Origin of the sequence: Saccharothrix longispora (genome assembly GCF_030852425.1) — a bacterium.
Classification (GTDB): domain Bacteria; phylum Actinomycetota; class Actinomycetes; order Mycobacteriales; family Pseudonocardiaceae; genus Actinosynnema; species Actinosynnema longispora.
Genome location: NZ_NSDM01000021.1, coordinates 81,324 through 101,210 on the forward strand (window position 1 = coordinate 81,324; position 19,887 = coordinate 101,210).

A 19,887-nucleotide genomic window follows, 5' to 3' on the forward strand; every position below is an offset into this window, starting at 1 on the left:
GGAGCACCGTGAACGCGGCACTGGAGTTCAAGGCACGCGTCGAGTCCGGCGACGTCGTGGGCGCCACCGGGCTGTTCGCCGACGACGTCGTGCTGCACAGCCCGGTGAAGTTCCGGCCGTTCGAGGGGATCGACGCGGTGCGCGCGCTGTTCCGCGTGCTCCAGCGGACCTTCGCGGACTTCCGCTACGTCGGGCAGTACGACGGCCCGAACGGGCACGTGCTGCACTTCCGCACCCTCGTGGAGGGCAAGCAGGTCGAGGGGATCGACCTGCTCGAACTCGACGACGAGGGCCGGATCGGCGCGATCACCGTGATGATCCGCCCGCAGTCGGCCCTGATCGCCGTGGGCGAGGCGATCCTGGCGGGCCTGGTGGCGGACGGCGTCGTGCCGGCGGGCGGTCCGACCCCGAGCTGAACGCGGGCCGTGCGCTATCGTGCAGCGCCGGCGGTGTTCAGCAGCGCAGCACCCGGGCGATCGACTCCCGCAGACCTCGCGGGAGTCCACTCGCGAAGGGGTGCACCGATGACGGGCGACCGGAGCGCGTTCCTGCGCCTCGCTTCCGGGCTTGCGGAGATGTCCCGGCTGATGGGCGAGGAGGACTACGAGGCCACCGCCCGGCGGTTCGTCGCCCACCTGGTCCAGGAGGTGCCGGGGTGCGACCTCGCGTTCATCGCGGTGGGCCGCGACGACGGCGCCGAGGTCGTCGCCTCGACCGGTGGACCGCTCGACGACACCGGCCGCGTCGACCGGGACGGCCCGGTGGCCGAGGTGCTGCGCCACCGCGAACCGCGCCGCCTGGAGGACACGCGGGAGGACCGCCGATGGCCGCTGTTCGCCTCCCGGCTCGCGCTCCGCAGCTACCGCAGCTGCCTGGTGCTGCCCGTGCCCACCGAGCGCTCCCCCGGCGCGGCCGTCGCCCTGCTCTCCCGCGCGCCGCACCGGTTCGACGACCACGCCTACGACCTGGTCCTGCTGGTCACCCTGCACACCGGGATCGTGCTCGACAACGTCGAGGTGCTGCACCACAGCAGGCGGATGGTGGAGCACCTGACCACCGCGCTCGGCACCCGGCACACCATCGGCCTGGCCCAGGGCCTGCTGATGCGCCACTTCGCGCACGGCGCCGACACCGGTTTCGCCCTGCTGCGCCGGGCGTCCCAGCACGCCAACCGGAAGCTGCGCGACGTGGCCGCCGACCTGGTGGACGCGCACGAGCGGAACGAGTTCCACCAGGCGCTGGTCCGGCACCGCATCGACCCGGCGACCATGTAGGGACACCCGCCGCGCGCCCGACGTCGCGTCTCGCTTGGACTTGCACCGGAACAGCCGTTGCTTCCGCCGCGACTTTCCGTAGCGTCGGGGTCGAACCGCCGCCCCGCCCGCACCGGAAGGAAGACCCATGGCCCGAACACCCCGACTGCTCGCCGCCGTCGCCGCGCTCGCGGCCCTCGTCACGGCGTCCGCGATGAGCGCGGCCCAGGCCGGGTCCGACGTCGCGCCCGCGGCGGCGGTGCGGGTGATGCCGCTGGGCGACTCCATCACCGACGGCTTCAACGTGCCCGGCGGCTACCGCGTCGACCTGTGGCGGAAGCTCGTCGCCGGCGGCCACTCCGTCGACTTCGTCGGCTCGATGGCCAACGGGCCGGGCAGCCTCGGCGACCGCGACCACGAGGGCCACTCCGGGTGGACGATCGCGCAGATCGACGCCAACATCACCACCTGGCTGCGCACCCACACCCCGCGCACGATCCTGCTGCACATCGGCACCAACGACATCTACGGCAGCAACCCCGGTGGCGCGCCGCAGCGCCTGTCGGCGCTGATCGACAAGATCACCGCCCAGGCGCCCGACGCGGTGCTCCTCGTCGCCACGATCACCCCGCTGTCCTCCTACGACGCGGCGGTGCGCACGTTCAACGCCGCCGTCCCCGGCATCGTGCGGAGCAAGGCCGACGCGGGCGGGAAGGTGCACCTGGTCGACATGTACCGGGCGCTGACCACCGCCGACCTGGCCGACGGCGTGCACCCCGACGCCGGCGGCTACGCCAAGATGGCCACGACCTGGTACGACGCCCTGCGCTCGATCCCGGGCAGCATCGACGACGGCGGTAGCACGCCGACCACCACCACCACGACGACCACCACTCGTCCGCCGGGTGCGTGCACGGCCGCGCACCGCGTCGTCGGCTCGTGGCAGGGCGGCTTCCAGGCGGAGGTCACGGTGACCGCCGGCGCGGTGCCGATCACCGGGTGGCGGGTCGACTGGACGCTGTCCGCCGGCCAGGCGGTCGACCAGGTCTGGGGCGGGGTGTCGAGCGGCAGCGGGTCGACGGCGGTCGTGCGCAACGCCGCCTGGAACGGCTCCCTGGCGTCCGGCGCCTCGGCGACGTTCGGCTACATCGGGGGCGGCGCCGCGTCGACGCCGACCCTCTCCTGCACCAGCCCGTGACCGGACCGGGCCACCGCCCTTCACCCCGAGGTGTGGTTGACCGGCGGCACGGGATCGGCGGGTGCGCGGACGGTACCGGTGTGGACGGTCGGTCAGCCGTTCGCGATCCCGCTGCCGGATGATTACCACGGCACCGCAACGGAACTAGCCTCGGAGGTACGACCGGGTCCCGACGTGGAGGTGTGCCGTGCAGGTCCAGCCATGGCTCGTGGTGGCGCTCACCGGGGCGCTCGCCGGCGCCGGCGCGGCGGCGGACACCGGCGGCCGGGAGGCCACCGTGGAGGTGCTCAGCAAGCGGACGCTGATGTCGGCGGCGGCGAGCCCCGTGGTGGGCAGCGGTTTCGTCAGCGGCGGCGAACTGCTCGACGCGCAGGGCGCCCGCGTCGGCGACGGGTTCTCGCACTGCGGCGTGGTCGCGGTGTCGGTGGCCGTGCCACCCGCCGTGACGACGCACTGCACGTCGGTGTTCCGCCTGGGCGACGGGGAGCTGCACCTGTCCGGCAGGCGCCACTACAGGTCGATCGCGGCCGGGTTCGACGACACGGCGGTGGCGGTCACCGGCGGCACCGGCGCGTACGCGAACGCACGCGGTGAGGGCAGGGCGGTCCGGGCGGGCAGCGGGGCCGAGGTGGGCTACCGGTTCACCTTCACGCTGGTCACCGACTGAGCCCGAGCCCGCCGGCTGGATGCGGGCCGAGCAGCAGGTCGCCGCCGACCGGCAGGGCCGGTGCGCGGCGGTTGTCCACGACCACCAGCTCCGGCCGGTCCCCGGCACGCCACTGCCCGCCCGCCAGCGGGATGCGCGCCACGCCCGGCACCGGCCCGCCCGCCCAGTCGAGCACACCGGCCACCGTCGGCACCCGCGCGCCCGACAGCACCGCCGCCGCGCCCGCGCGGGAGGTCGACCCGGTCGCGGCGTGGCACGCCACCTCCATCAGGGCGTGCGCCAACCCCAGCGGCTGCGACCACGGCGACCCGGTCGCCGTCTCGTAGGCCGCGGCGAGGTCGCGGCCCGTGCCGCCGGCGCGTTCCGGCGTCCACGACACGACCGTGGCGACCCGGTCCAGCACGTGGTGCCGCGCCACGGCGAAGGGGTAGGTCAGCCAGCGCGAGCAGGTGACGAGCCGGGGCCGGGCGCGGTGGAGGGCCGCCGCCAGGTCCGCCGCCGTGGCGGCGGAGGTCACCACCTCCAGGCCCGTCACGTCGGGCAGCCGCCAGGCCTCGCGGTACGGCAGGTCGACCAGCTCGTGCCCGCGGGCCTCGGCGACCGGCCGGAACCACCGCCGCAGCGCCCGCCCCTGCGCGCCGTCGTTCCACAGGCAGCCGACGCGCACCGGCCCCACCCGCTCCCACAGGTCGGCGAACACCTCGGCGATGTCGTCCAGCCCCCAGCCGAAGTGGAATGCCCAGCCGGCGTCGGGCACCCGCGCGGCGAACACCTGCCACGGCAGGGTCGTGGACACGCACGGCACCTCCCGCTCGACGCAGGCGGTGGCCACCGCGGGCAGCGTCTCCGTGCCGCCCAGCGTCACCACCAGCCGCGCGCCGGCCTCCGCAAGGGACGCGACGGCCGCACGCGCCCCGTCTGCGGTCGACGCGCTGTCGCGCACCAGCACGTCCACGGGCCACGGCAGGGCGCGCGCGGCGAAGTCGAGCGGCACGCCGAGCGGCGCCAGCCTCCCGGTCGACGCGAGGACGACCCCGATCAGCGGTACCGGCACAGCGGCACCGTACCGACGGCGACCGGCCACGATCGGGCGATCCCCGCCCGTCGCCCGCGGTCCGGCCGCCGATCGCACGAAGACCTGGGTGGGGACGGGTCGGGCCGGTTAGGCTGCGCCGGGTGGACTTCTTCACCCCGCCCGACTCCCGGGCCGCCTCGGCGGCGCTGGAGGTCGTCCAGGAACACGGCGAGCCCTGGCTGCTGAACCACTCGCTGCGCACCTACTCGTGGGCCTGCGCGCACGCCGCGCGGGAGGACGTCGCGCACGACGGCGAACTGCTGTACGTGGCGGCGCTGCTGCACGACCTCGGCCTGACCGCGCCGTTCGACAGCCACACCCTGTCGTTCGAGGAGGCGGGCGCGCGCGTCGCCCGCGTGTTCGCCGCGGGCGCGGGCTGGGGTCCGGCGCGGCGGGACCGGCTGGCCGAGGTGATCGTGCTGCACCTGCGCGACGACGTGCCCGCCGACGACGACCCGGAGGCGCACCTGCTCCAGGTGGCGGTGGGCGTCGACGTGTCGGGGCGCGGGGTGGACCTGTTCCCGCCGGGGTTCCGGGCCGAACTGCTGGACCGGTACCCCCGCCTGGGCTTCGCGGAGGCGTTCCTGGAGCGGATGCGCGACCAGGCCGAGCGGAAGCCCGGCTGCGCGGCGGCGGAGCTGCTGGCGACCGGGTGGGCCGACCGCGTCACGGGCAACCCGCTGGACCTGCCCGGCTAGCGGGCAGGTCCGGCGGGGCGGTCACCTCAGGCCGTAGGCCCGGATGACCGTCTGGTCGACCGAGTTGCCCTCGGCGTCGCGCGCCTGCGCCTTGAGCGAGACGAACTCCGCCCCGGCCGGGTGCCGCACCGCGGCGATCCACCGCTCGCCCAACCTGACCAGCGGCACCGGCTTCCAGGTGGCGCCGTCGTCGTAGGACACCTGCACGGCCGTGCGGACCCCGGCGGACCCGGTGGCGCCGTTGCGCTGCACGTACACCGGGAACGCGAACGGTCGCCCGGCGGCGGCCCGGTTGGACCGGTCGAGGGCGGGTGCGAAGCGCACGGCCAGCAGCGGCAGCGGCCGCGGGTCCTCCCCCGCCACCGTGTCCGAGGCGAACGTCCAGTCGGCCGCCACGCGCGTGGACAGCTCGGCCACGCCGGAGCGCCCGGCCTCGACGTGCAGCGCGTAGGTCCCCGGACCGGCGGGTACCGCGCCGCGGAAGTACCCGCTGTTCGGCTCGTCGCCGACCAGCACGCCGTCGCGGTGCAGCGTGGTCCTGGCGGAGTCGACCCGCGAGGACCCGAAGTGGTTCGGGTCCTGGTCGGTGAACAGCGGCACCGAGATCGCGATCTCGTCGCCGATGCGGCCCGCCCACTCGTCCGGGCGGTTCCCCACCGGGAAGGCCGGCCCGAACACGGCGGTGTTCCACCTCTCGGTGACCGTCCGGCCCGCGGTGAAGCGCCTCGGCCGGGCGGTCGACTGGTAGCCGTCCGACGGGAACGCCCGCGGGTCGGTCACCTGGTGGAAGTCGCCGTACCAGTCGAAGTCCGGCGAGTAGTACTCGGTGACCTCCAGCGGGAGGGGGCCGCCCGCCATCTGGTCGCGGAACCCCGTCGTGCCGGGTTTCGCCGACGCGGACAGCGACCTGACCTTCACCAGTTCCCGGCGCGGGAACGCCCGGTCGAGCGACTCGGGCACCGCGCCGTCGTGCCGCCACCCCACGGAGTACTGGTACGGGCTGCCGGCGTACGTCCCGTCGCCGTCGGGCCTGGCGAGCCTGGCCGCCGCGCTGAAGCTCGCCGCGCCGGGCGACGAGGTCGTCGACGGCGCGAACGCCAGGCCGGCGTCGGGCCGGAACCCGATGAACCCGTTGCCGGTCGTGCCCCAGGCCGTGGTGAGCGTGAAGAACGCCTCGGTGTGGCCCACCTCCGCGCCCGGCTCCTCCACGCGGAACCCGAGCGGCTCGCCGGCGCGCGCGTCGAACACGACCTCGCGCGGGCCGGAGACGGTGAAGGCGGGTTCGAGGAACTGGGTGTGGCGGCGGGTCCCCGGGTCCTGGACCGTCGCGTCGAGGTAGAACGTGCCCTTGGGCAGGCGCGTGACGAGCGTGCCGGACGGGTCGTACCCGAGGTGCGCCTTCGGGTGGTCGAGGTCGACGAACCGGTGGGAGTACTCCGGGGTGGGTTCGCCGTCGTGGCCGAGGAACGTCACCTCCACGTCGTAGCTCTCGACCTCCTTGCCGACGCCGACCGGCGTGCGCAGCGTCGTCGCGCCGCCGGTGGCCACGACCACGCCGCCGTACAGTCCGTCCGGCCCGTCGACCGAGGTGCGGACGGTGAGGAAGACCGGCACCTCGCCGCGGGCGGGCACGGTGACCGTGGACGGGGACAGCTCGACCATGCCGGCGGGGGCCGGGTCGCCGTTCGGGTCGCGCAGGTCGGCGGTCACCTCCAGGGTCACCGGGGTCGCGCCTGGGTTGCGGTAGGCGAGCCGCGCCTCGATCGGCGCGTCGTCGCCGTGCGGCCAGCGCGCCGTGCCGAGGCTCAGCGACGCGGGCGACGACGCCACGGTCTGCTCGACGGCGGCGGCCACGTCGACCCGGCCCGCGCCCTGCTCGTGGACGGTCAGCCCGGCGTTGGGCTCCGCGTTGGCCATGAGCGTGCTCTTGAGCTCGGCGGGACCCCAGTCGGGGTGCCGGGCGGCCAGGATCGCCGCCGCGCCGGCCACGTGCGGCGCCGCCATCGAGGTGCCGGACAGCGCGACGTGCGCGTCGCCGACGGGGGTGCCGATGCGGCCGTTCGCCGCCTTCGCCGCGACGATGTCGACGCCCGGCGCGGTGATGTCCGGCTTGATCGCGCCGTCACCCCGGCGCGGCCCGCGCGAGGAGAACCCGGCGAGCCCGTCCGCCCGGTCCACCGCGCCCACGGTGAGGGCGTGCTCCGCCGCCGCCGGGCTGCCGATCGTCTCGTCGGACGGTCCGCTGTTGCCCGCCGCGACCACGAACAGCGCCCCGGTGGTCCGGGTGAGCCGGTCGACGGCCTGCGACATGGGGTCGGTGCCGTCGGTGGGCATCGAGCTGCCGAGGCTCATGTTGACCACGTCGGCGCCCGCCGACGCGGCCCACTCCATGCCCGCGATGATGTCGGACTCGTAGCCGCCACCGTGGTCGCCCAGCACCTTGCCGTTGAGCACGACGCTGTCCGGCGCCACGCCCCGGTGCGCGCCGGAGCCGGTGATGGTGGCGGCGACGTGCGTGCCGTGGCCGACGTGGTCGTCGGTGTCGGGGCTGTCGCTGAAGTTGCGCGACTCCACGACGGCGCCCGCGAGGTCCGGGTGCCCGGCGTCGACGCCGGTGTCCAGCACGGCGACCCTGGCGCCCCGACCGGTGTGCCCGGCGGCCCAGGCGCCCGGCGCGCCGACCTGCGGGACGCTGCGGTCGAGCGTGGCGCGGACCGGGCCGTCCAGCCACACCTTCGCCACCCCGGCCGCCTGCGCGCCGGCCCAGAACGCGGTGTCCTTCGGTGCCCTCACCGCGTACCCGCCGATGCCGGGCAGCGGCCGCCCGGCGACGGCGGGGCCGTCCGACGTCACGATCAGCGGTGTGGTGCCGGTGGACCGGTCGTCGTACCCGGCGCGGATCAGGGCGGTCACGTCGAACAGCCGGTCGTCCAGCCGGCCGGACCGCAGGTCGTCCAGCACGTCGTCGGGCAGCACGTGCAGGTCGCCGCGCTCGTCGCGGCGCTGGACGAACGTCGTGTCGGCGCGCCCGGGGCCAGGGCGCACCTCGGCGCGGCCGGCGCGGACCGTGACGACGTCGCCGGTCAGCAGGGTGACCGTGCCCTCCGGTTCGCGCGCCCCCGGTGACGGGGTCGCGGGTGGCGGGGCCGCGGCGTGTCGCGACCCGGGCGGTTCGGCGGACGCGGACAGGCCGGTCGTGGCGGTCATCGCGACCGCCACGACCAGCCCGAGCGCCAGCGGCGCCCTGGTTCTGCGGGACATGCGGACTCCCCCTGTCACCGTGGCGGTACCTCACCGACCACCACTGCCCTCGGTGACCAGGACACCGCGGAGTGCCACGGGGTTGCTTCGGGAAAGCGCATTCAGGGGTCGACGTCCCCTCCGGCCCGGTCGCGGGCGGGTCATCCCACCCGGGCGGTCACCACAGGGTCGCGCCGGCGTCGGGCTGGTCGGGCGCGGGCGCGCCGTCGTCGACCTCGACCACGCTCACCCGGTCGTCGTCGATGTCCCACAGGCCCATCAGGCTGACGACCGCGTGCTCGACCCCGGCGCAGCGCTCACCCGGTAGGCCGGGCGGGAGCGCGATCCGGATTTCCCGGCTCTTCACGACCCCATGATCGGCAGTGGCCACCGGGGGCGGCAATGACACGATCGAGCACTCCGGCGTTGCGCTCGTCGCGGCGGCGAGCGGATCGGGAACGGCGGAGCGGACCACCGGTCCCGCGTTTTGCGCTGTCCGGCCCACACCGTCTCGATGGGCTCGGGACTACGGTCGAATCGATCCAGTGCGCCCTTCCGGACATCTCGCGATGGAGCGACCATGCCCGAGCCACGCCTGCCCGCGGTCGTGCTCGCCCTGGCGACCGCACTCGTCCTGACGACCCCGCCCGCCGCCGCGGCGCCGGCCGACACCGCCTTCGCGGTCGCCGAACTGCCCGGTCTGCCCGGTTACCCCACGCACCGCGCGATCGCCCTCAACGACCTCGGCCAGGTCGTGGGCGCCACCTACGGCAACGGCGCGCCGCACGCCGTGCTGTGGTCGCCGGGCGGTGCGGCCACCGACCTCGGCACGGGCGTGCCGACCGCGATCAACCGGCGCGGCCAGGTGCTCGGCCTGGTGCCCGTCAGCGGCGCGGGCCCGTACGTGCAGGAGCCGAAGATCTGGTTCGAGGGCCGGGTGACCGACCTGACCCCCGCCGGCGCGGGCTGGGTGATCGCGCAGGCGATCAACTCGCACGGCGTGGTGCCGATGACGTACTCGCCGTCGCCGGCGGGCTACCACCAGGACAGGGCGTCGGTGTGGCGGGACGGGCGGCACGTGCCGCTGCCGCTGCCCGGGGCGCACCTGTGGCTGGACGCGGTCAACGACGCGGGCGTCGTCGTCGGGTCGAGGACGCCGATGTCGGGCGAGCCGTACGCGTTCCGCTGCCCGACCACCGCCTCGTGCGCGCCGCTGGCCGCCGCGCCCGGGACCGGCGGGTACGCGGTGGAGGCGGTCAACGAGGCCGGCGTGGTCGTCGGCAACCGGTACCCGCTCGCCCTGCGCTGGGAGGGGGACGCGGTGACCGTGCTCGCCGACGAGGGTGGCGTGGCCGACGGCCCGCAGGCGATCAACGAGCGCGGCGACGTGGTGGGCTGGTCGGCGGTGGGCGGGGTCCGGCGCGCGGTCGTGTGGCCGGGCGGCGGGAAGCCGGTCGTGCTGGGCGTGCCCGGGCCTGCCGAGGCGGTCGCGGTCAACGAGCGCGGCGACGTGGTCGGCTGGACGTCCGCCGAGGACCCGGACGCGCCCAGGGCGTTCCTGTGGCGCGACGGGCGCGTCACCTACCTGGGGTCGCTCGGCGGTGCGCACAGCCTGCCGGTGGCGATCAACGACCGGGGTGTCGTGGTCGGCGAGAGCACCACCGCCGACGGCGTCCTCAAGGCGGTGCGCTGGACCCCCGTCCCCACCACGCCGATCCACTGACCTCCCCGCGGAGCGGCCACGCCCACGTCACGCAAGGCCGCGGCGGCGCCGACGACCGCACCGCCGTCGACCGCGACACCGGCCGGCGCCTCCCCGGCCGGCGCCTCCCCGGCCGACGCCCTCGTGGCCGCCACCTCCACCGCCGCGGCCGAGCTGCGCGGCCCGCCGGTCGCCCGCGCACGGCGTCGTCGCGCTGAACGGCCGGCCGAGCCGCGCATCCCGGGAACTTCCGCCGCCGGGTGACCGACAATGTCGGAGTGGACTGCGAGACGTGCCGCGAAGCCCTGTCCGCCCGCCTGGACGGGGAAGCGGAGCCGGTGCCCGCCGCCGAGACCGACGCGCACCTGGCGGACTGCGCGGCGTGCCGGGCGTGGCAGGACGGCGCCGCGACCCTGACCAGGTCGTTGCGCCTGCGACCGGCCACGCCCACCCCGGACCTCGCCGCCGCCGTCGTGGCCGCCGCGCCCCCGGTCGTGCGCACGCGGGGCTGGTACCCGCGCGCCGGCCTGGCCGGCGTGGCGGTGGCCCAGCTGACCCTCGGCCTGTCCCAGGTGCTGGGCACGACCCCCGCCGCGGCGCAGGCGTCGGGGCACGGCATCCACGGCTCGACGGGCACGCACCTGTTCAACGAGAGCACCGCGTGGAACCTGGCGCTGGGCCTGGGCCTGCTGTGGGCGGCCCTGCGCCCCCGCTCCGCCGCCGGCCTGCTCCCCGTGGTGGCCGCCTTCGTCACCGTCCTGGCCGCCTTCTCCACCCGCGACCTGATCGCCGGACAGGCCACCGCCACCCGCGTCACGTCGCACGCGGTCCTGGTCCTGGGCCTGGCCCTGCTGCTGCTCGTCCGCCGCACCCACCGCACCCCGGACGGCACGAGCACCCCCGTGCCCACCGCGCCGGGCACGACCGGCGCCCCCGCCGCACCGGACACCCCGCGCGCCGACCCGGAACCGCCGCACCACCCGCGCCTGAGGCCGGTCAGCCGCCGCGGGGTCGCGTGACCTCGGCGGGCGGGCACGGCGTCCCCGGCCCTCACGGTCGGAAGCGGTAGCCGCGGCCCGGTTCGGTGAGCAGGTGGCGGGGTCGGGCGGGGTCCGGTTCGAGCTTGCGGCGCAACTGGGCCAGGTACACGCGCAGGTAGTGCGTCGCGTCCGTGTACGCCGGACCCCACACCGCCACCAGCAGGTCGTGCGCGCTGACGACCTCGCCGCCGGCCCGCACCAGGGCTTCCAGCAGGCCCCACTCGGTCGGCGTCAGGTGCACCTCGCCGCCGTCGCGGTGGATCTTCTTCGCGGCCAGGTCGGCGGTGAAGGACGCCGCCGACACGGGTGGTTCGCCGGACGGCCGCCGCGCCGAACGGCGCACGGCGGCGCGCACCCGCGCCAGGAACTCGTCCGTCCCGAACGGCTTGGTGACGTAGTCGTCGGCGCCGGCGTCGAGGGCGCGCACCTTGTCCGCCGAGTCGAGCCGGGCGGACAGCACGACGATCGGCACGGTGCCGGCCCGGCGCACCTCGGCGATCACGTCGACGCCGTCCGCGTCCGGCAGGCCCAGGTCCAGCACGACGAGGTCCGGCCGCAGCGCGCACTCCCGCAGCGCGCCGGCGGCGTCGGCCGCGGTCCGCACGTCGTAGCCGTGCGCGGTGAGCGTGATCCGCAGCGCCCGTAAGAGCTGCGGGTCGTCGTCGACGAGCAGGACGGTGGTCATGACGCCGTGGGCAGCGAGATGACGACGGTGAGGCCGCCACCGGGGGTGTCCTCGGCGGTGATGGCACCGCCCATGGCGTCCACGAACCCCTTGGCCACGCTCAGGCCCAGCCCGACGCCGGGGGTGGCGTCGCGGTCGCCGAGCCGCTGGAACGGGGCGAACACCGCGTCCGCCGTGTTCTTCGGCAGGCCCTGGCCGTGGTCGACGACGCGCAGCTCCACGCGGTCGTGGTGGGCGCTGGCGCGCAGGGCGACCTCGGGTTCGTCGACCGCGATGGCGCCGTCGCCGTCCACGTCGACCGCCCGGCGCGGGCTGAGCCTGCCGTGCCGCAGGGCGTTGTCCACGACGTTGGCCACGACGCGCTCCAGCAGCCCGAGGTCGGCGCGCACGGCCGGCAGCTCCTCCGCCACGTCGACGGACACGGTGCGGCGCTCGTCGATGCCCGCCAGGGCGCGCGCCACGACCTCGTCGAACGTGACGGCGCGCAGCTGCGGCGCCACGGCGCCGGTGGCCAGGCGCGAGGAGTCGAGCAGGTTGTCGATCAACCCGGTGAGCCGGTCCGCGGAGATCTCGACGGTCTCCAGCAGGTCCGCGGTGTCCTGCTCCGACAGCCGCAGCTCGGCGTCGCGCAGGCTGCCGACGGCGGCCTTGATCGAGGTCAACGGCGTGCGCAGGTCGTGCCCGACGGCCGAGAGCAGGGCGGTGCGCAGCTCGGTGGTCTCGGCCCGCCGCTGCGCCTCGGCGGTCTCGGCGGCCATCCGCTGCTGCCGCAGCGCCATCAGCGCCTGCCCGGCGGCGGCCTCCAGGGCGCGCTGGTCGCCCGCGGGCAGGGTCCGGCCGCGCAGCGCCAGGTGCACGTCGGCGGTGACCGGCACGTCCACGTCCGCCTCGTCGGGTTCGTCGCACGGCCGGGGGCCGGCGCACGCCACGCGCTCCCACCCGCCGTCCCGACGCTCCAGCAGCGCCACGGACTCCAGCCCGAAGTTCTCCCGCACCTTCTCCAGCAGCCGCGCCAGCGGGTAGGGGCTGGTCAGCACGGTGCGGGCGTAGGAGGCGAGCAGCGCGGCCTCGGTGCGGGCCCGCGCGCCCTGCTCGCCCAGCCTGGCGGCGCGGTCCACGACGAGCGCGACCAGTGCGCCCACCACCAGCATCGCGATCAGCGTGACCACGTTCTCCGGCGTGGCCACGGCGAGGCTGTAGCGGGGCGCGGTGAAGAAGAAGTTCAGCAGCCCGGCCCCGAGCAGCGCCGCGCAGACCGCCGGGCCGAGGCCGCCGACCAGCGCGACCACGACGGTGGCCAGGAAGTAGCCGACGAGGTCGGTGGACACCGTCAGCCCGTCGTCCCACAGCAGGCCCAGGCCGGTCACCGCGCCCGGCAGCACGGCCGCCAGCGCCCACCCGGCCAGCGCGCGGGACCGGCCCAGCGCGGTGCCGGCCGACCGCCGGCGCGGACCGCGACGCGCCTCGTCGTGCGTGACCATGTGCACGTCGATCGGCCCGGACGCCTGCACGACGGCCGAGCCGATGCCCTCGTCCAGCACGCGGGCCAGCCGCGAGCGGCGCGACGTGCCGAGGACCAGCTGGGTGGCGTTGACGCCGCGGGCGAACTCCAGCAACGCGGTCGGCACGTCGTCGCCCACCACGGTGTGGTAGGTCGCGCCCAGGTCCTCGGCGGTGCGCCGGGCGCCGCCCACGAGCCGGGGCGGCGCGCCGGCCAGCCCGTCGCCGCGCAGGACGTGCACGACGAGCAGGTCGGCCCCGGCGCGCAGCGCGATGCGGCGGGCGCGGCGGATCAGCGTCTCGCTCTCCGGGCCGCCGCTGATCGCCACGACGACCCGTTCGCGGGCCTCCCACGTGTCGGTGATGCGCTGCTCGCTGCGGTAGCGCTGCAACGCCACGTCGACCTGGTCGGCGACCCACAGCAGGGCCAGCTCGCGCAGCGCCGTCAGGTTGCCGACGCGGAAGTAGTTGCCCAGCGCGGCGTCGATCTTGTGCGCGGCGTAGACGTTGCCGTGCGCCAGCCGGCGGCGCAGCGCCTCGGGCGTGAGGTCGACCAGCTCGACCTGCTCGGCGCGGCGCACGACCTCGTCGGGCACGGTCTCGCGCTGCTCGACGCCGGTGATGCGGGCCACGACGTCGTTGAGCGACTCCAGGTGCTGCACGTTGACCGTGGACAGCACGTCGACGCCCGCGTCGAGCAGCTCCTCCACGTCCTGCCAGCGCTTGGCGTTGCGCGAGCCGGGCGCGTTGGTGTGCGCCAGCTCGTCCACCACGACCACCTCGGGCGCGCGGGCCAGCACCGCGTCCACGTCCAGCTCGGCCAGCTCGACGCCGCGGTGCGCCACCACCCGCAGCGGCAAGCGCTCCAGCCCGTCGAGCAGGGCGGCGGTCCTCTCCCGGCCGTGCGTCTCGACCAGCCCCACGACCACGTCGGTGCCCCGCTCCCGGCGCCGGCGCGCCTCGCCGAGCATGGCGAACGTCTTGCCCACACCGGGTGCCGCGCCCAGGTAGATCCGCAGCTCCCCGCGCTTGCGCCTGCTGTCCACGTCCCCAGTCTGCTCCCGGTCCCCGCCGGGCGACGAGCCGGTCGCCGGGTGCCCGGCGCGCCGGTGACCGGACCGACCGACCGGCTCCGCTCCGTGGCGGCGGGACCACGGACCGGGTTCGAAGTGTTCACCCGGAGTTCGGCGGCTCGCACCACCGGAACACGTGGCCGACTCACGATACTTCGCTGCGCCGCCGCTGTTCGGGCCAGATCGGAGTCCCCCGCATGCCGCACCACCACCACGGCCACGACCACCACCACGACCACCACCACGAGGAGGTCGAGGGGAGTTGGCGCGACGACCGCGACGACCGTCCCCTGTCCGTGGCGCGGCGCGGGTTCCTGGCCGGGCTGGGCGCGGCCGGGATCGCGACGGCGGTGGGCGCGACGCCGGCGCACGCGCACGACGACCGCCCGGCGCGGCCGGTGAACCCGTGGGGTGGGCGGAACCGCTGGTACGCGGGTGACCACCACATCCACACCAAGTACTCGTCCGACGGGCAGTACGAGGTGGCGCAGCAGGTCGCGAAGGCGCGGCAGCACGGGCTGGACTGGGTCGTCATCACCGACCACGGCGGGGTGGCGCACGAGAAGTTCTCGATCGACCAGGTGACGCCGGACATCGAGCGGGCGCGCCGCTCGTACCGGGACGTGCTGGTCTACCAGGGTCTGGAGTGGAACATCCCGGGCGCGGAGCACGCGACGGTGTTCCTGCCGCCCGGCCGCTCCACCGTGGACATCCTGCGCGCCTTCGAGGCCGCCTACGACGGCGGCGTGCTGTCCACGCCCGCGGCGCAGGGCGGCAAGGGGCTGATCACCCGCTCCACGAGCGCGGACGGCGAGCCGTACGCGTTGGCGGCGTTGCGCTACCTGGAGTCGCAGGTGCTGTCCGGCCGCACGGAGATCGCGCTGATGTTCGCCAACCACCCGGCGAGGCGCGGCGTGGACAGCCCGCACGAGATCCGCGGCTGGCGCGACGCGGCGCCGGACGTGGCGGTCGGCATGGAGGGCGCGCCCGGCCACCAGGCGGCGGGCATCAGCACCGCGAACGGCGGGCGGGGCGGCGCGCGCGGGTACTACGACGGGTCGCCGAACCAGGACAGCTTCCCCGGCTTCGCGCCCACGGCCACCGAGAACCCGTACCGCACCTACGGCGGCTTCGACTGGATGACCGCGAAGGTCGGCGGCCTGTGGGACTCGCTGCTCGCCGAGGGGCGGCCGTGGTGGGTGACGGCCACCTCGGACGCCCACCAGGTGCACCGGGACACGTTCAGGCCGGGTCCCGGCGACCACGGCACCACGGGCAGCAAGGGCGCGCCGGTCGACACCGGCGTGGAGCAGGTCTTCGGCGACTACTTCCCCGGCTTCTACAGCTCCACGCTGGTCGGCTCGGACTCGAAGTCCTACGTGGACGTCATGCGGGGCATGCAGGGCGGCAAGGTCGTCGCCGTGCACGGCCGCGTCGTCGACGGCCTGAACGTGCGGGTGCGCTCGCTCGGCGAGGGCGACAACCGGGGCGTCACGATCGGCGGGCGCACGTTCGTGCGGCGCGGCGACGACGTCGAGGTGACCGTCGAGGTCGACCTGGCGCGGGGCGCCAACTTCTCCGGCGTGGTGCCCCGGCTGGCGAAGGTCGACCTCGTCGCGGGCCCGATCACCGGCCCGGTGGCCGACCGCGACGCGTTCAGCGCGCCGCTCACCACGGTCGTGAAGACCTTCGAGGTGGGCCGGAGGGCGCGCGGCACGGTGAAGTTCACGCACACCTTCCGCGACATCGACGGCGCGTTCTACCTGCGGCTGCGCGGTTCGGACGGCAACCGGCTGACCTCGGACGGCAACCCGGTGATGGACGTCCTCGGTGACGCCGACCCGTGGTCGGACCTGTGGTTCTACGCGAACCCGGTGTTCGTCGACGTCATCTGATGACCTGGATCGGGGTCGTGCCCGTCCTCCCCGGCGGCGGGCACGGCGCGGCCCACCTGGACGCGCTCGTGCTGGCGGCGATCGGGGACGCGGACTTCGTGTTCACCCACGTCGACCACCGGGGACCGGTGGCGGTCACCGCCGTTTCGGCGCACGTCACCGGCGAGCCGGTGGCGGAACTGCTGGGCGCGCCGGTGTCCACACCGGACTCCGCGGACTCACCCGGCGCACGCGCGGCCGTCGGTGCGCGTGACCGCACCGACGGCCGTTGCATCCGCTTCCCGGGGCAGGGCGCGCTGACCGGCACGCACCCGGCGGCGGAGGTCGTGGCCCGCTCGGCGATCGAGCGGGTCGTGGGCATCGGGGTGCCGGTGGCGCCGACCGACCCGGTGGAGACGCTGGGCTTCCTGCGCCCGGTGTGCCGGGACGGCGAACTGGTGCTGCTCGTGGAACCCGCGGTGGGCGGGGTGCTGCGACCGGCGGAGTCGGAGAACCCGCACGAGTGCTGCGGCGGCGCGCACTGACGTGACGGGCCGCGGAGGTCCGGCGGCGCGCCGGCCGCGAACGGGCAGCCCGTGCGGGTCGTCACGCTGCTGGGCCAGGAGATCGCCCTGCCCGGCTGCCGGATGGGTTTCTGATCGGCTCGTGACGCGGCACCGCGCCCGACCGCAGGAACGGTCGGGCGCGGTGTGCCCGCGAACGGGGGGGTCACGCGACGGGCTCGGTCTCCTGCCCGACGTCGACGAGGTCCAGGCTGCTGCGCAGCTTCACGGGCTTGAGCAACAGGGCGGCGATCACGCCCACGACGGCGATGCCCGCCGAGATGAAGAAGATGTGCCCGGTGGCGTCGCCGTAGGCGGCGCGCACGATGTGCTGCACGGCGTCGGGCAGGGCGGCGATGTCGAGGCTGCCGCCACCACCGCCGGTGGCCGGGATGCCCGCCGCGGTCAGGTCGCGGGTGATGGCGTCCTCGACGCGCCGCGCCAGCACGGCGCCCAGCACGGACACGCCGATCGTGCCGCCGAGCGAGCGGAAGAACGCGACGGTCGAACTGGCCGCGCCGATGTCCTTGAGCGGGACGGTGTTCTGCACCGCGAGCACCAGGTTCTGCATGGTCATGCCGACCCCGACGCCGACCAGCAGCATCGCGGCGCCGACGAACACCAGCGACGTGTCGTGGTCGATCCGCCCGAGCGCCAGGAACCCGATGACCAGCACGATCGCGCCCGTCACGATGTAGGGCTTGACGTTGCCGGTCCTGGTGATGAGCCGGCCCGCGATGATCGAGGAGCCGAGCACGCCCGCCATCATCGGGATGGTCAGCAGGCCCGCCTCGGTCGGGGTGTAGCCGCGGCCGATCTGGAAGTACTGGCCGAGGAACACCGCGCCGCCGAACATCGCCATGCCGACCGCGAGGCTGGCCAGGATCGCCAGCGCCGTGGTGCGCTGCTTGACGATCCGCAGCGGCACGACCGGTTCCGCGGCCCGTGCCTCGACGGCCACCGCCGCGCCCAGCAGCGCGATCGACCCGCCGACCATGGCGAAGGTCTCCCAGGACAGCCAGGCGAACGAGGAGTCGACGAACGAGATCCAGATCAGCAGCACGCTCACGCCGGCCGCGATCAGGCTCGCGCCCAGGTAGTCGATCCTGACGTCCTGCCGGCGGGCGGTCCGCACCTTCAGCGTGGCCTGGAGCACGAACAGCGCGATCACGGCGACGGGCACGCCGATGAAGAAGCACCAGCGCCAGCCCAGCCACGAGGTGTCCACGATGAGGCCGCCCAGCAGCGGGCCGCCGACGGTGGCCACCGCCATCACGCCGCCGAGGTAGCCGTTGTACCGGCCGCGCTCGCGGGGCGGGATCATCGCGGCGATCACGACCTGCACGAGGGCCTGGAGGCCGCCGACGCCGATGCCCTGGAACGCGCGGGCGGCGATGAGCTGACCGGCGCTCTGCGCGAGGCCGGACACGATCGAGCCCAGGATGAACAGCACGATGGCGACCTGGACGAGGGTCTTCTTGTCGAACAGGTCCGCGAGCTTGCCCCAGATCGGCGTGGTGGCGGTCGCGGTGAGCAGCGTCGCGGTGACGACCCAGGTGTACTGGGTCTGCGAGCCTTCGAGCGCGCCGATGATCTGCGGCAGCGCCGTCGAGACGACGGTGCCGCTGAGCATCGCGACGAACAGCACCAGCAGGAGGCCGCTGAGGGCTTCCATCACCTGCCGGTGGCTCATCGCACCGGGACCGGTACCGGTGCTCGTGGTGGCGGGTGCGCTCATCGCGCGGCCTCCCAGGTGGAGCCCAGGGCTCCTTCGACGTTGGTGGTCAGGCGCCCGAGCGCGGACGTGAGCGCCTCGACCTCTTCAGGGGTCCAGTCGGCAAGCGCGCGGCCGAACAGGTCGTCGTACCAGGTCCGGGCCTCGTCGAGCGCGGCCCGGCCGCGGTCGGTGACGACGAGGATGCTGGCGCGACCGTCGCCGGGGTCGGCGCGGCGTTCGACGAGGCCGTGGGACACCAGGGCGGCGACCGCCCGGCTGACCGTGGACGGGTCGAGCCCCGCCTGGACCGCCAGCTCCTTCGCGTGGCAGCCGGTGGGCTCGCCGTGGCCGTTGGCCCGCGCGATCAGCGTCAAGGTCCCGAGCAGCCCGCTCGGGATCGACGGGTGGCGCTCGGAGCCGAGCTGCTTGACCAGGCGCACGACCTTCATCAGGTCGCGCAGCCGGGTCTCCAGTTCTCGCGTGGCGACGTCCAAGTCGCCTCCCTCCCGCGTTGCTTGCCACATACAAGTATCCACCAAACTTGCGTGTTGTGCAAATTTGCTCAACGTGCACCTTTGGTGGGTTCACCACCAGGGGACGGTCGAGCAGACGGCGCCCCGGCGTGGCTGGTGACCGGCCACGAGGCCGCCCGCGCGCTGCTCGCCGACCCGCGGCTGAGCTCCGACCGGTTCCGCAGCGAGCGGATGCCGGCGAAGCTGCCGCCGGCGCCGCGCGCCCGGATGACCGACCGGCGGCTGCGCGCGGGCAACTTCATCACCGTGGACCCGCCCGACCACACCCGTTACCGCAGGCTGCCCACCGGCCGGTTCACCGTGCGGCGCATGCGGCGGCTCACCCCGCGCGTCGAGCGGATCGTCACCGACCACCCGGCCGCGATGCGCGCCGCCGGCCCGGCCGCCGACCTGGTGACCGCGTTCGCGCTGTCCGTGCCGTCACTGGTGATCCGCGAGCTGCTCGGCGTCGCGTACGCCGACCGCGCCGGGTTCCAGGAGCGCGGCGCGACCCTGCTGCGGCTCGACGCGGAGGTGGACGACGTGGTGCGCGCCGCCGAGGCGCTGCGGGCGTTCATGCACGGGTTGATCCGCCAAGCGGGCGGAGCCGGCCGACGACCTGCTGTCCGGGCTGATCCGGGCCAACCCCACGCTCACCGACGACGAGCTGGTCGACATCGCGAACCTGCTGCTCGTCGCCGGTCGCGGGACGATCGCGAACATACCGGCGCTCGGCACGTTCGCGCTGCTGGAGCACCCCGACCAGCTCGCCGCGCCGCGCGCCGACCCGTCGCTCGTGCCGGGGGCCGTGGAGGAGCTGCTGCGCTACCCGTCGATCATCCACCTCGGCATCACCCGCACCGCCGTGGAGGACGTCGAGGTGGCGGGCGAGGCGATCCCGGCCGACGCGACCGTGGTGCTGTCCGCGGCGGCGGGCAACCGGGACCCGGGGGTGTACCCCTCCCCCGACGAGCTGGACGTGACCCGGCCGCGCGGACCGCACCTCGCGTTCGGGCACGGCGTGCACCAGTGCCCGGGCCGGCAGCCGGCCCGCGTCGAGATGACCACCGGGTTCACCGGACTGCTCCGC

At 75.2% G+C, this 19,887-nt stretch carries 18 protein-coding genes and 1 pseudogene; 10 read left to right on the plus strand and 9 right to left on the minus strand.

Annotation, left to right across the window (positions count from 1 at the left end; translation table 11 throughout):
* Positions 1-8 precede the first annotated feature (8 nt).
* From CKY47_RS33560 to CKY47_RS33575, 4 genes are all read left to right on the plus strand, one after another.
* Positions 9-416 (plus strand): nuclear transport factor 2 family protein, encoded by a 408-nt coding sequence (locus CKY47_RS33560; RefSeq protein ID WP_306750381.1) that lies wholly within the window; start codon positions 9-11, stop codon positions 414-416.
* Positions 417-524: 108 nt separating this feature from the next.
* The gene (locus CKY47_RS33565; RefSeq protein WP_306750382.1) at positions 525-1,274 is read left to right on the plus strand and encodes a GAF and ANTAR domain-containing protein; all 750 of its coding nucleotides are present in this window, start codon (positions 525-527) and stop codon (positions 1,272-1,274) included.
* A gap of 127 nt (positions 1,275-1,401) precedes the next feature.
* Positions 1,402-2,451, plus strand: coding sequence for a cellulose binding domain-containing protein (locus tag CKY47_RS33570; RefSeq protein ID WP_306750383.1), 1,050 nt, complete (start codon positions 1,402-1,404; stop codon positions 2,449-2,451).
* A 187-nt stretch (positions 2,452-2,638) separates the two neighbouring features.
* Positions 2,639-3,118 carry an allene oxide cyclase barrel-like domain-containing protein gene (locus CKY47_RS33575; RefSeq protein ID WP_306750384.1) on the plus strand — a complete coding sequence of 160 codons (480 nt, stop codon included), beginning with the start codon at positions 2,639-2,641 and terminating at the stop codon, positions 3,116-3,118.
* Here the strand turns inward: CKY47_RS33575 and CKY47_RS33580 are convergent.
* Positions 3,108-4,172 carry an ABC transporter substrate-binding protein gene (locus CKY47_RS33580; RefSeq protein ID WP_306750385.1) on the minus strand — a complete coding sequence of 355 codons (1,065 nt, stop codon included), beginning with the start codon at positions 4,170-4,172 and terminating at the stop codon, positions 3,108-3,110. The genes CKY47_RS33575 and CKY47_RS33580 overlap by 11 nt on opposite strands.
* A 122-nt stretch (positions 4,173-4,294) precedes the next feature.
* On the opposite strand from CKY47_RS33580, the gene CKY47_RS33585 reads away from it, so the two are divergent.
* Complete coding sequence (locus tag CKY47_RS33585) at positions 4,295-4,891, plus strand: HD domain-containing protein (protein ID WP_306750386.1); 597 nt, start codon at positions 4,295-4,297, stop codon at positions 4,889-4,891.
* A gap of 21 nt (positions 4,892-4,912) precedes the next feature.
* On the opposite strand, the gene CKY47_RS33590 is transcribed toward CKY47_RS33585, so the two are convergent.
* Together CKY47_RS33590 and CKY47_RS33595 are read right to left on the minus strand one after the other, a co-directional pair.
* Entirely contained in the window at positions 4,913-8,152 is a 3,240-nt protein-coding gene (locus CKY47_RS33590) for a S8 family serine peptidase (protein WP_306750387.1), read from the minus strand.
* 157 nt (positions 8,153-8,309) lie between these two features.
* Complete coding sequence (locus CKY47_RS33595; RefSeq protein WP_306750388.1) at positions 8,310-8,498, minus strand: hypothetical protein; 189 nt, start codon at positions 8,496-8,498, stop codon at positions 8,310-8,312.
* A gap of 213 nt (positions 8,499-8,711) precedes the next feature.
* Between CKY47_RS33595 and CKY47_RS33600 the strand changes: the two genes are divergently transcribed.
* Positions 8,712-9,854 (plus strand): hypothetical protein, encoded by a 1,143-nt coding sequence (locus tag CKY47_RS33600; protein ID WP_306750389.1) that lies wholly within the window; start codon positions 8,712-8,714, stop codon positions 9,852-9,854.
* 257 nt (positions 9,855-10,111) lie between these two features.
* A complete protein-coding gene (locus tag CKY47_RS33605) occupies positions 10,112-10,852 on the plus strand; it encodes a zf-HC2 domain-containing protein (RefSeq protein ID WP_306750390.1) in 741 nt (246 codons plus the stop codon).
* Positions 10,853-10,883: 31 nt separating this feature from the next.
* Here CKY47_RS33605 and CKY47_RS33610 read toward each other — a convergent pair whose 3' ends face one another.
* Positions 10,884-11,558 (minus strand): response regulator, encoded by a 675-nt coding sequence (locus CKY47_RS33610; RefSeq protein ID WP_306750391.1) that lies wholly within the window; start codon positions 11,556-11,558, stop codon positions 10,884-10,886.
* Entirely contained in the window at positions 11,555-14,104 is a 2,550-nt protein-coding gene (locus CKY47_RS33615) for a DUF4118 domain-containing protein (RefSeq protein WP_306750392.1), read from the minus strand. Before CKY47_RS33615 ends, CKY47_RS33610 begins: the two co-directional genes overlap by 4 nt.
* A 224-nt stretch (positions 14,105-14,328) precedes the next feature.
* Here CKY47_RS33615 and CKY47_RS33620 point away from each other — a divergent pair, with 224 nt between their 5' ends.
* Positions 14,329-16,026 carry a PHP domain-containing protein gene (locus tag CKY47_RS33620; RefSeq protein WP_306750393.1) on the plus strand — a complete coding sequence of 566 codons (1,698 nt, stop codon included), beginning with the start codon at positions 14,329-14,331 and terminating at the stop codon, positions 16,024-16,026.
* Complete coding sequence (locus CKY47_RS33625; RefSeq protein WP_306750394.1) at positions 16,026-16,550, plus strand: hypothetical protein; 525 nt, start codon at positions 16,026-16,028, stop codon at positions 16,548-16,550. The genes CKY47_RS33620 and CKY47_RS33625 overlap by 1 nt, the downstream gene beginning before the upstream one ends.
* A 184-nt stretch (positions 16,551-16,734) precedes the next feature.
* On the opposite strand, the gene CKY47_RS33630 is transcribed toward CKY47_RS33625, so the two are convergent.
* The 4 genes from CKY47_RS33630 to CKY47_RS33645 all read right to left on the minus strand — a co-directional run bounded on the left by CKY47_RS33630 (position 16,735) and on the right by CKY47_RS33645 (position 19,554).
* Entirely contained in the window at positions 16,735-18,306 is a 1,572-nt protein-coding gene (locus CKY47_RS33630) for an MDR family MFS transporter (RefSeq protein WP_306750395.1), read from the minus strand.
* Positions 18,303-18,779 carry a MarR family winged helix-turn-helix transcriptional regulator gene (locus tag CKY47_RS33635; protein WP_306750396.1) on the minus strand — a complete coding sequence of 159 codons (477 nt, stop codon included), beginning with the start codon at positions 18,777-18,779 and terminating at the stop codon, positions 18,303-18,305. Before CKY47_RS33635 ends, CKY47_RS33630 begins: the two co-directional genes overlap by 4 nt.
* Before the next feature lie 308 nt (positions 18,780-19,087).
* Positions 19,088-19,375, minus strand: a complete 288-nt coding sequence (locus tag CKY47_RS33640) for a hypothetical protein (RefSeq protein WP_306750397.1) — start codon at positions 19,373-19,375, stop codon at positions 19,088-19,090.
* Entirely contained in the window at positions 19,372-19,554 is a 183-nt protein-coding gene (locus tag CKY47_RS33645; protein WP_306750398.1) for a hypothetical protein, read from the minus strand. Before CKY47_RS33645 ends, CKY47_RS33640 begins: the two co-directional genes overlap by 4 nt.
* A gap of 51 nt (positions 19,555-19,605) precedes the next feature.
* Here CKY47_RS33645 and CKY47_RS33650 point away from each other — a divergent pair.
* Positions 19,606-19,830 (plus strand): annotated as a pseudogene (locus CKY47_RS33650) (cytochrome P450); the annotation flags it as partial.
* Positions 19,831-19,887 lie beyond the last annotated feature (57 nt).

Bases quoted from the DNA above. Each gene is read 5' to 3' on its own strand.
- CKY47_RS33640 (WP_306750397.1), bottom strand. From the start codon at position 19,375: ATGAACGCCCGCAGCGCCTCGGCGGCGCGCACCACGTCGTCCACCTCC.
- CKY47_RS33570 (WP_306750383.1), top strand. From the start codon at position 1,402: ATGGCCCGAACACCCCGACTGCTCGCCGCCGTCGCCGCGCTCGCGGCC.
- CKY47_RS33600 (WP_306750389.1), top strand. From the start codon at position 8,712: ATGCCCGAGCCACGCCTGCCCGCGGTCGTGCTCGCCCTGGCGACCGCA.
- CKY47_RS33620 (WP_306750393.1), top strand. From the start codon at position 14,329: ATGCCGCACCACCACCACGGCCACGACCACCACCACGACCACCACCAC.
- CKY47_RS33590 (WP_306750387.1), bottom strand. From the start codon at position 8,152: ATGTCCCGCAGAACCAGGGCGCCGCTGGCGCTCGGGCTGGTCGTGGCG.
- CKY47_RS33630 (WP_306750395.1), bottom strand. From the start codon at position 18,306: ATGAGCGCACCCGCCACCACGAGCACCGGTACCGGTCCCGGTGCGATG.
- CKY47_RS33610 (WP_306750391.1), bottom strand. From the start codon at position 11,558: ATGACCACCGTCCTGCTCGTCGACGACGACCCGCAGCTCTTACGGGCG.
- CKY47_RS33625 (WP_306750394.1), top strand. From the start codon at position 16,026: ATGACCTGGATCGGGGTCGTGCCCGTCCTCCCCGGCGGCGGGCACGGC.
- CKY47_RS33565 (WP_306750382.1), top strand. From the start codon at position 525: ATGACGGGCGACCGGAGCGCGTTCCTGCGCCTCGCTTCCGGGCTTGCG.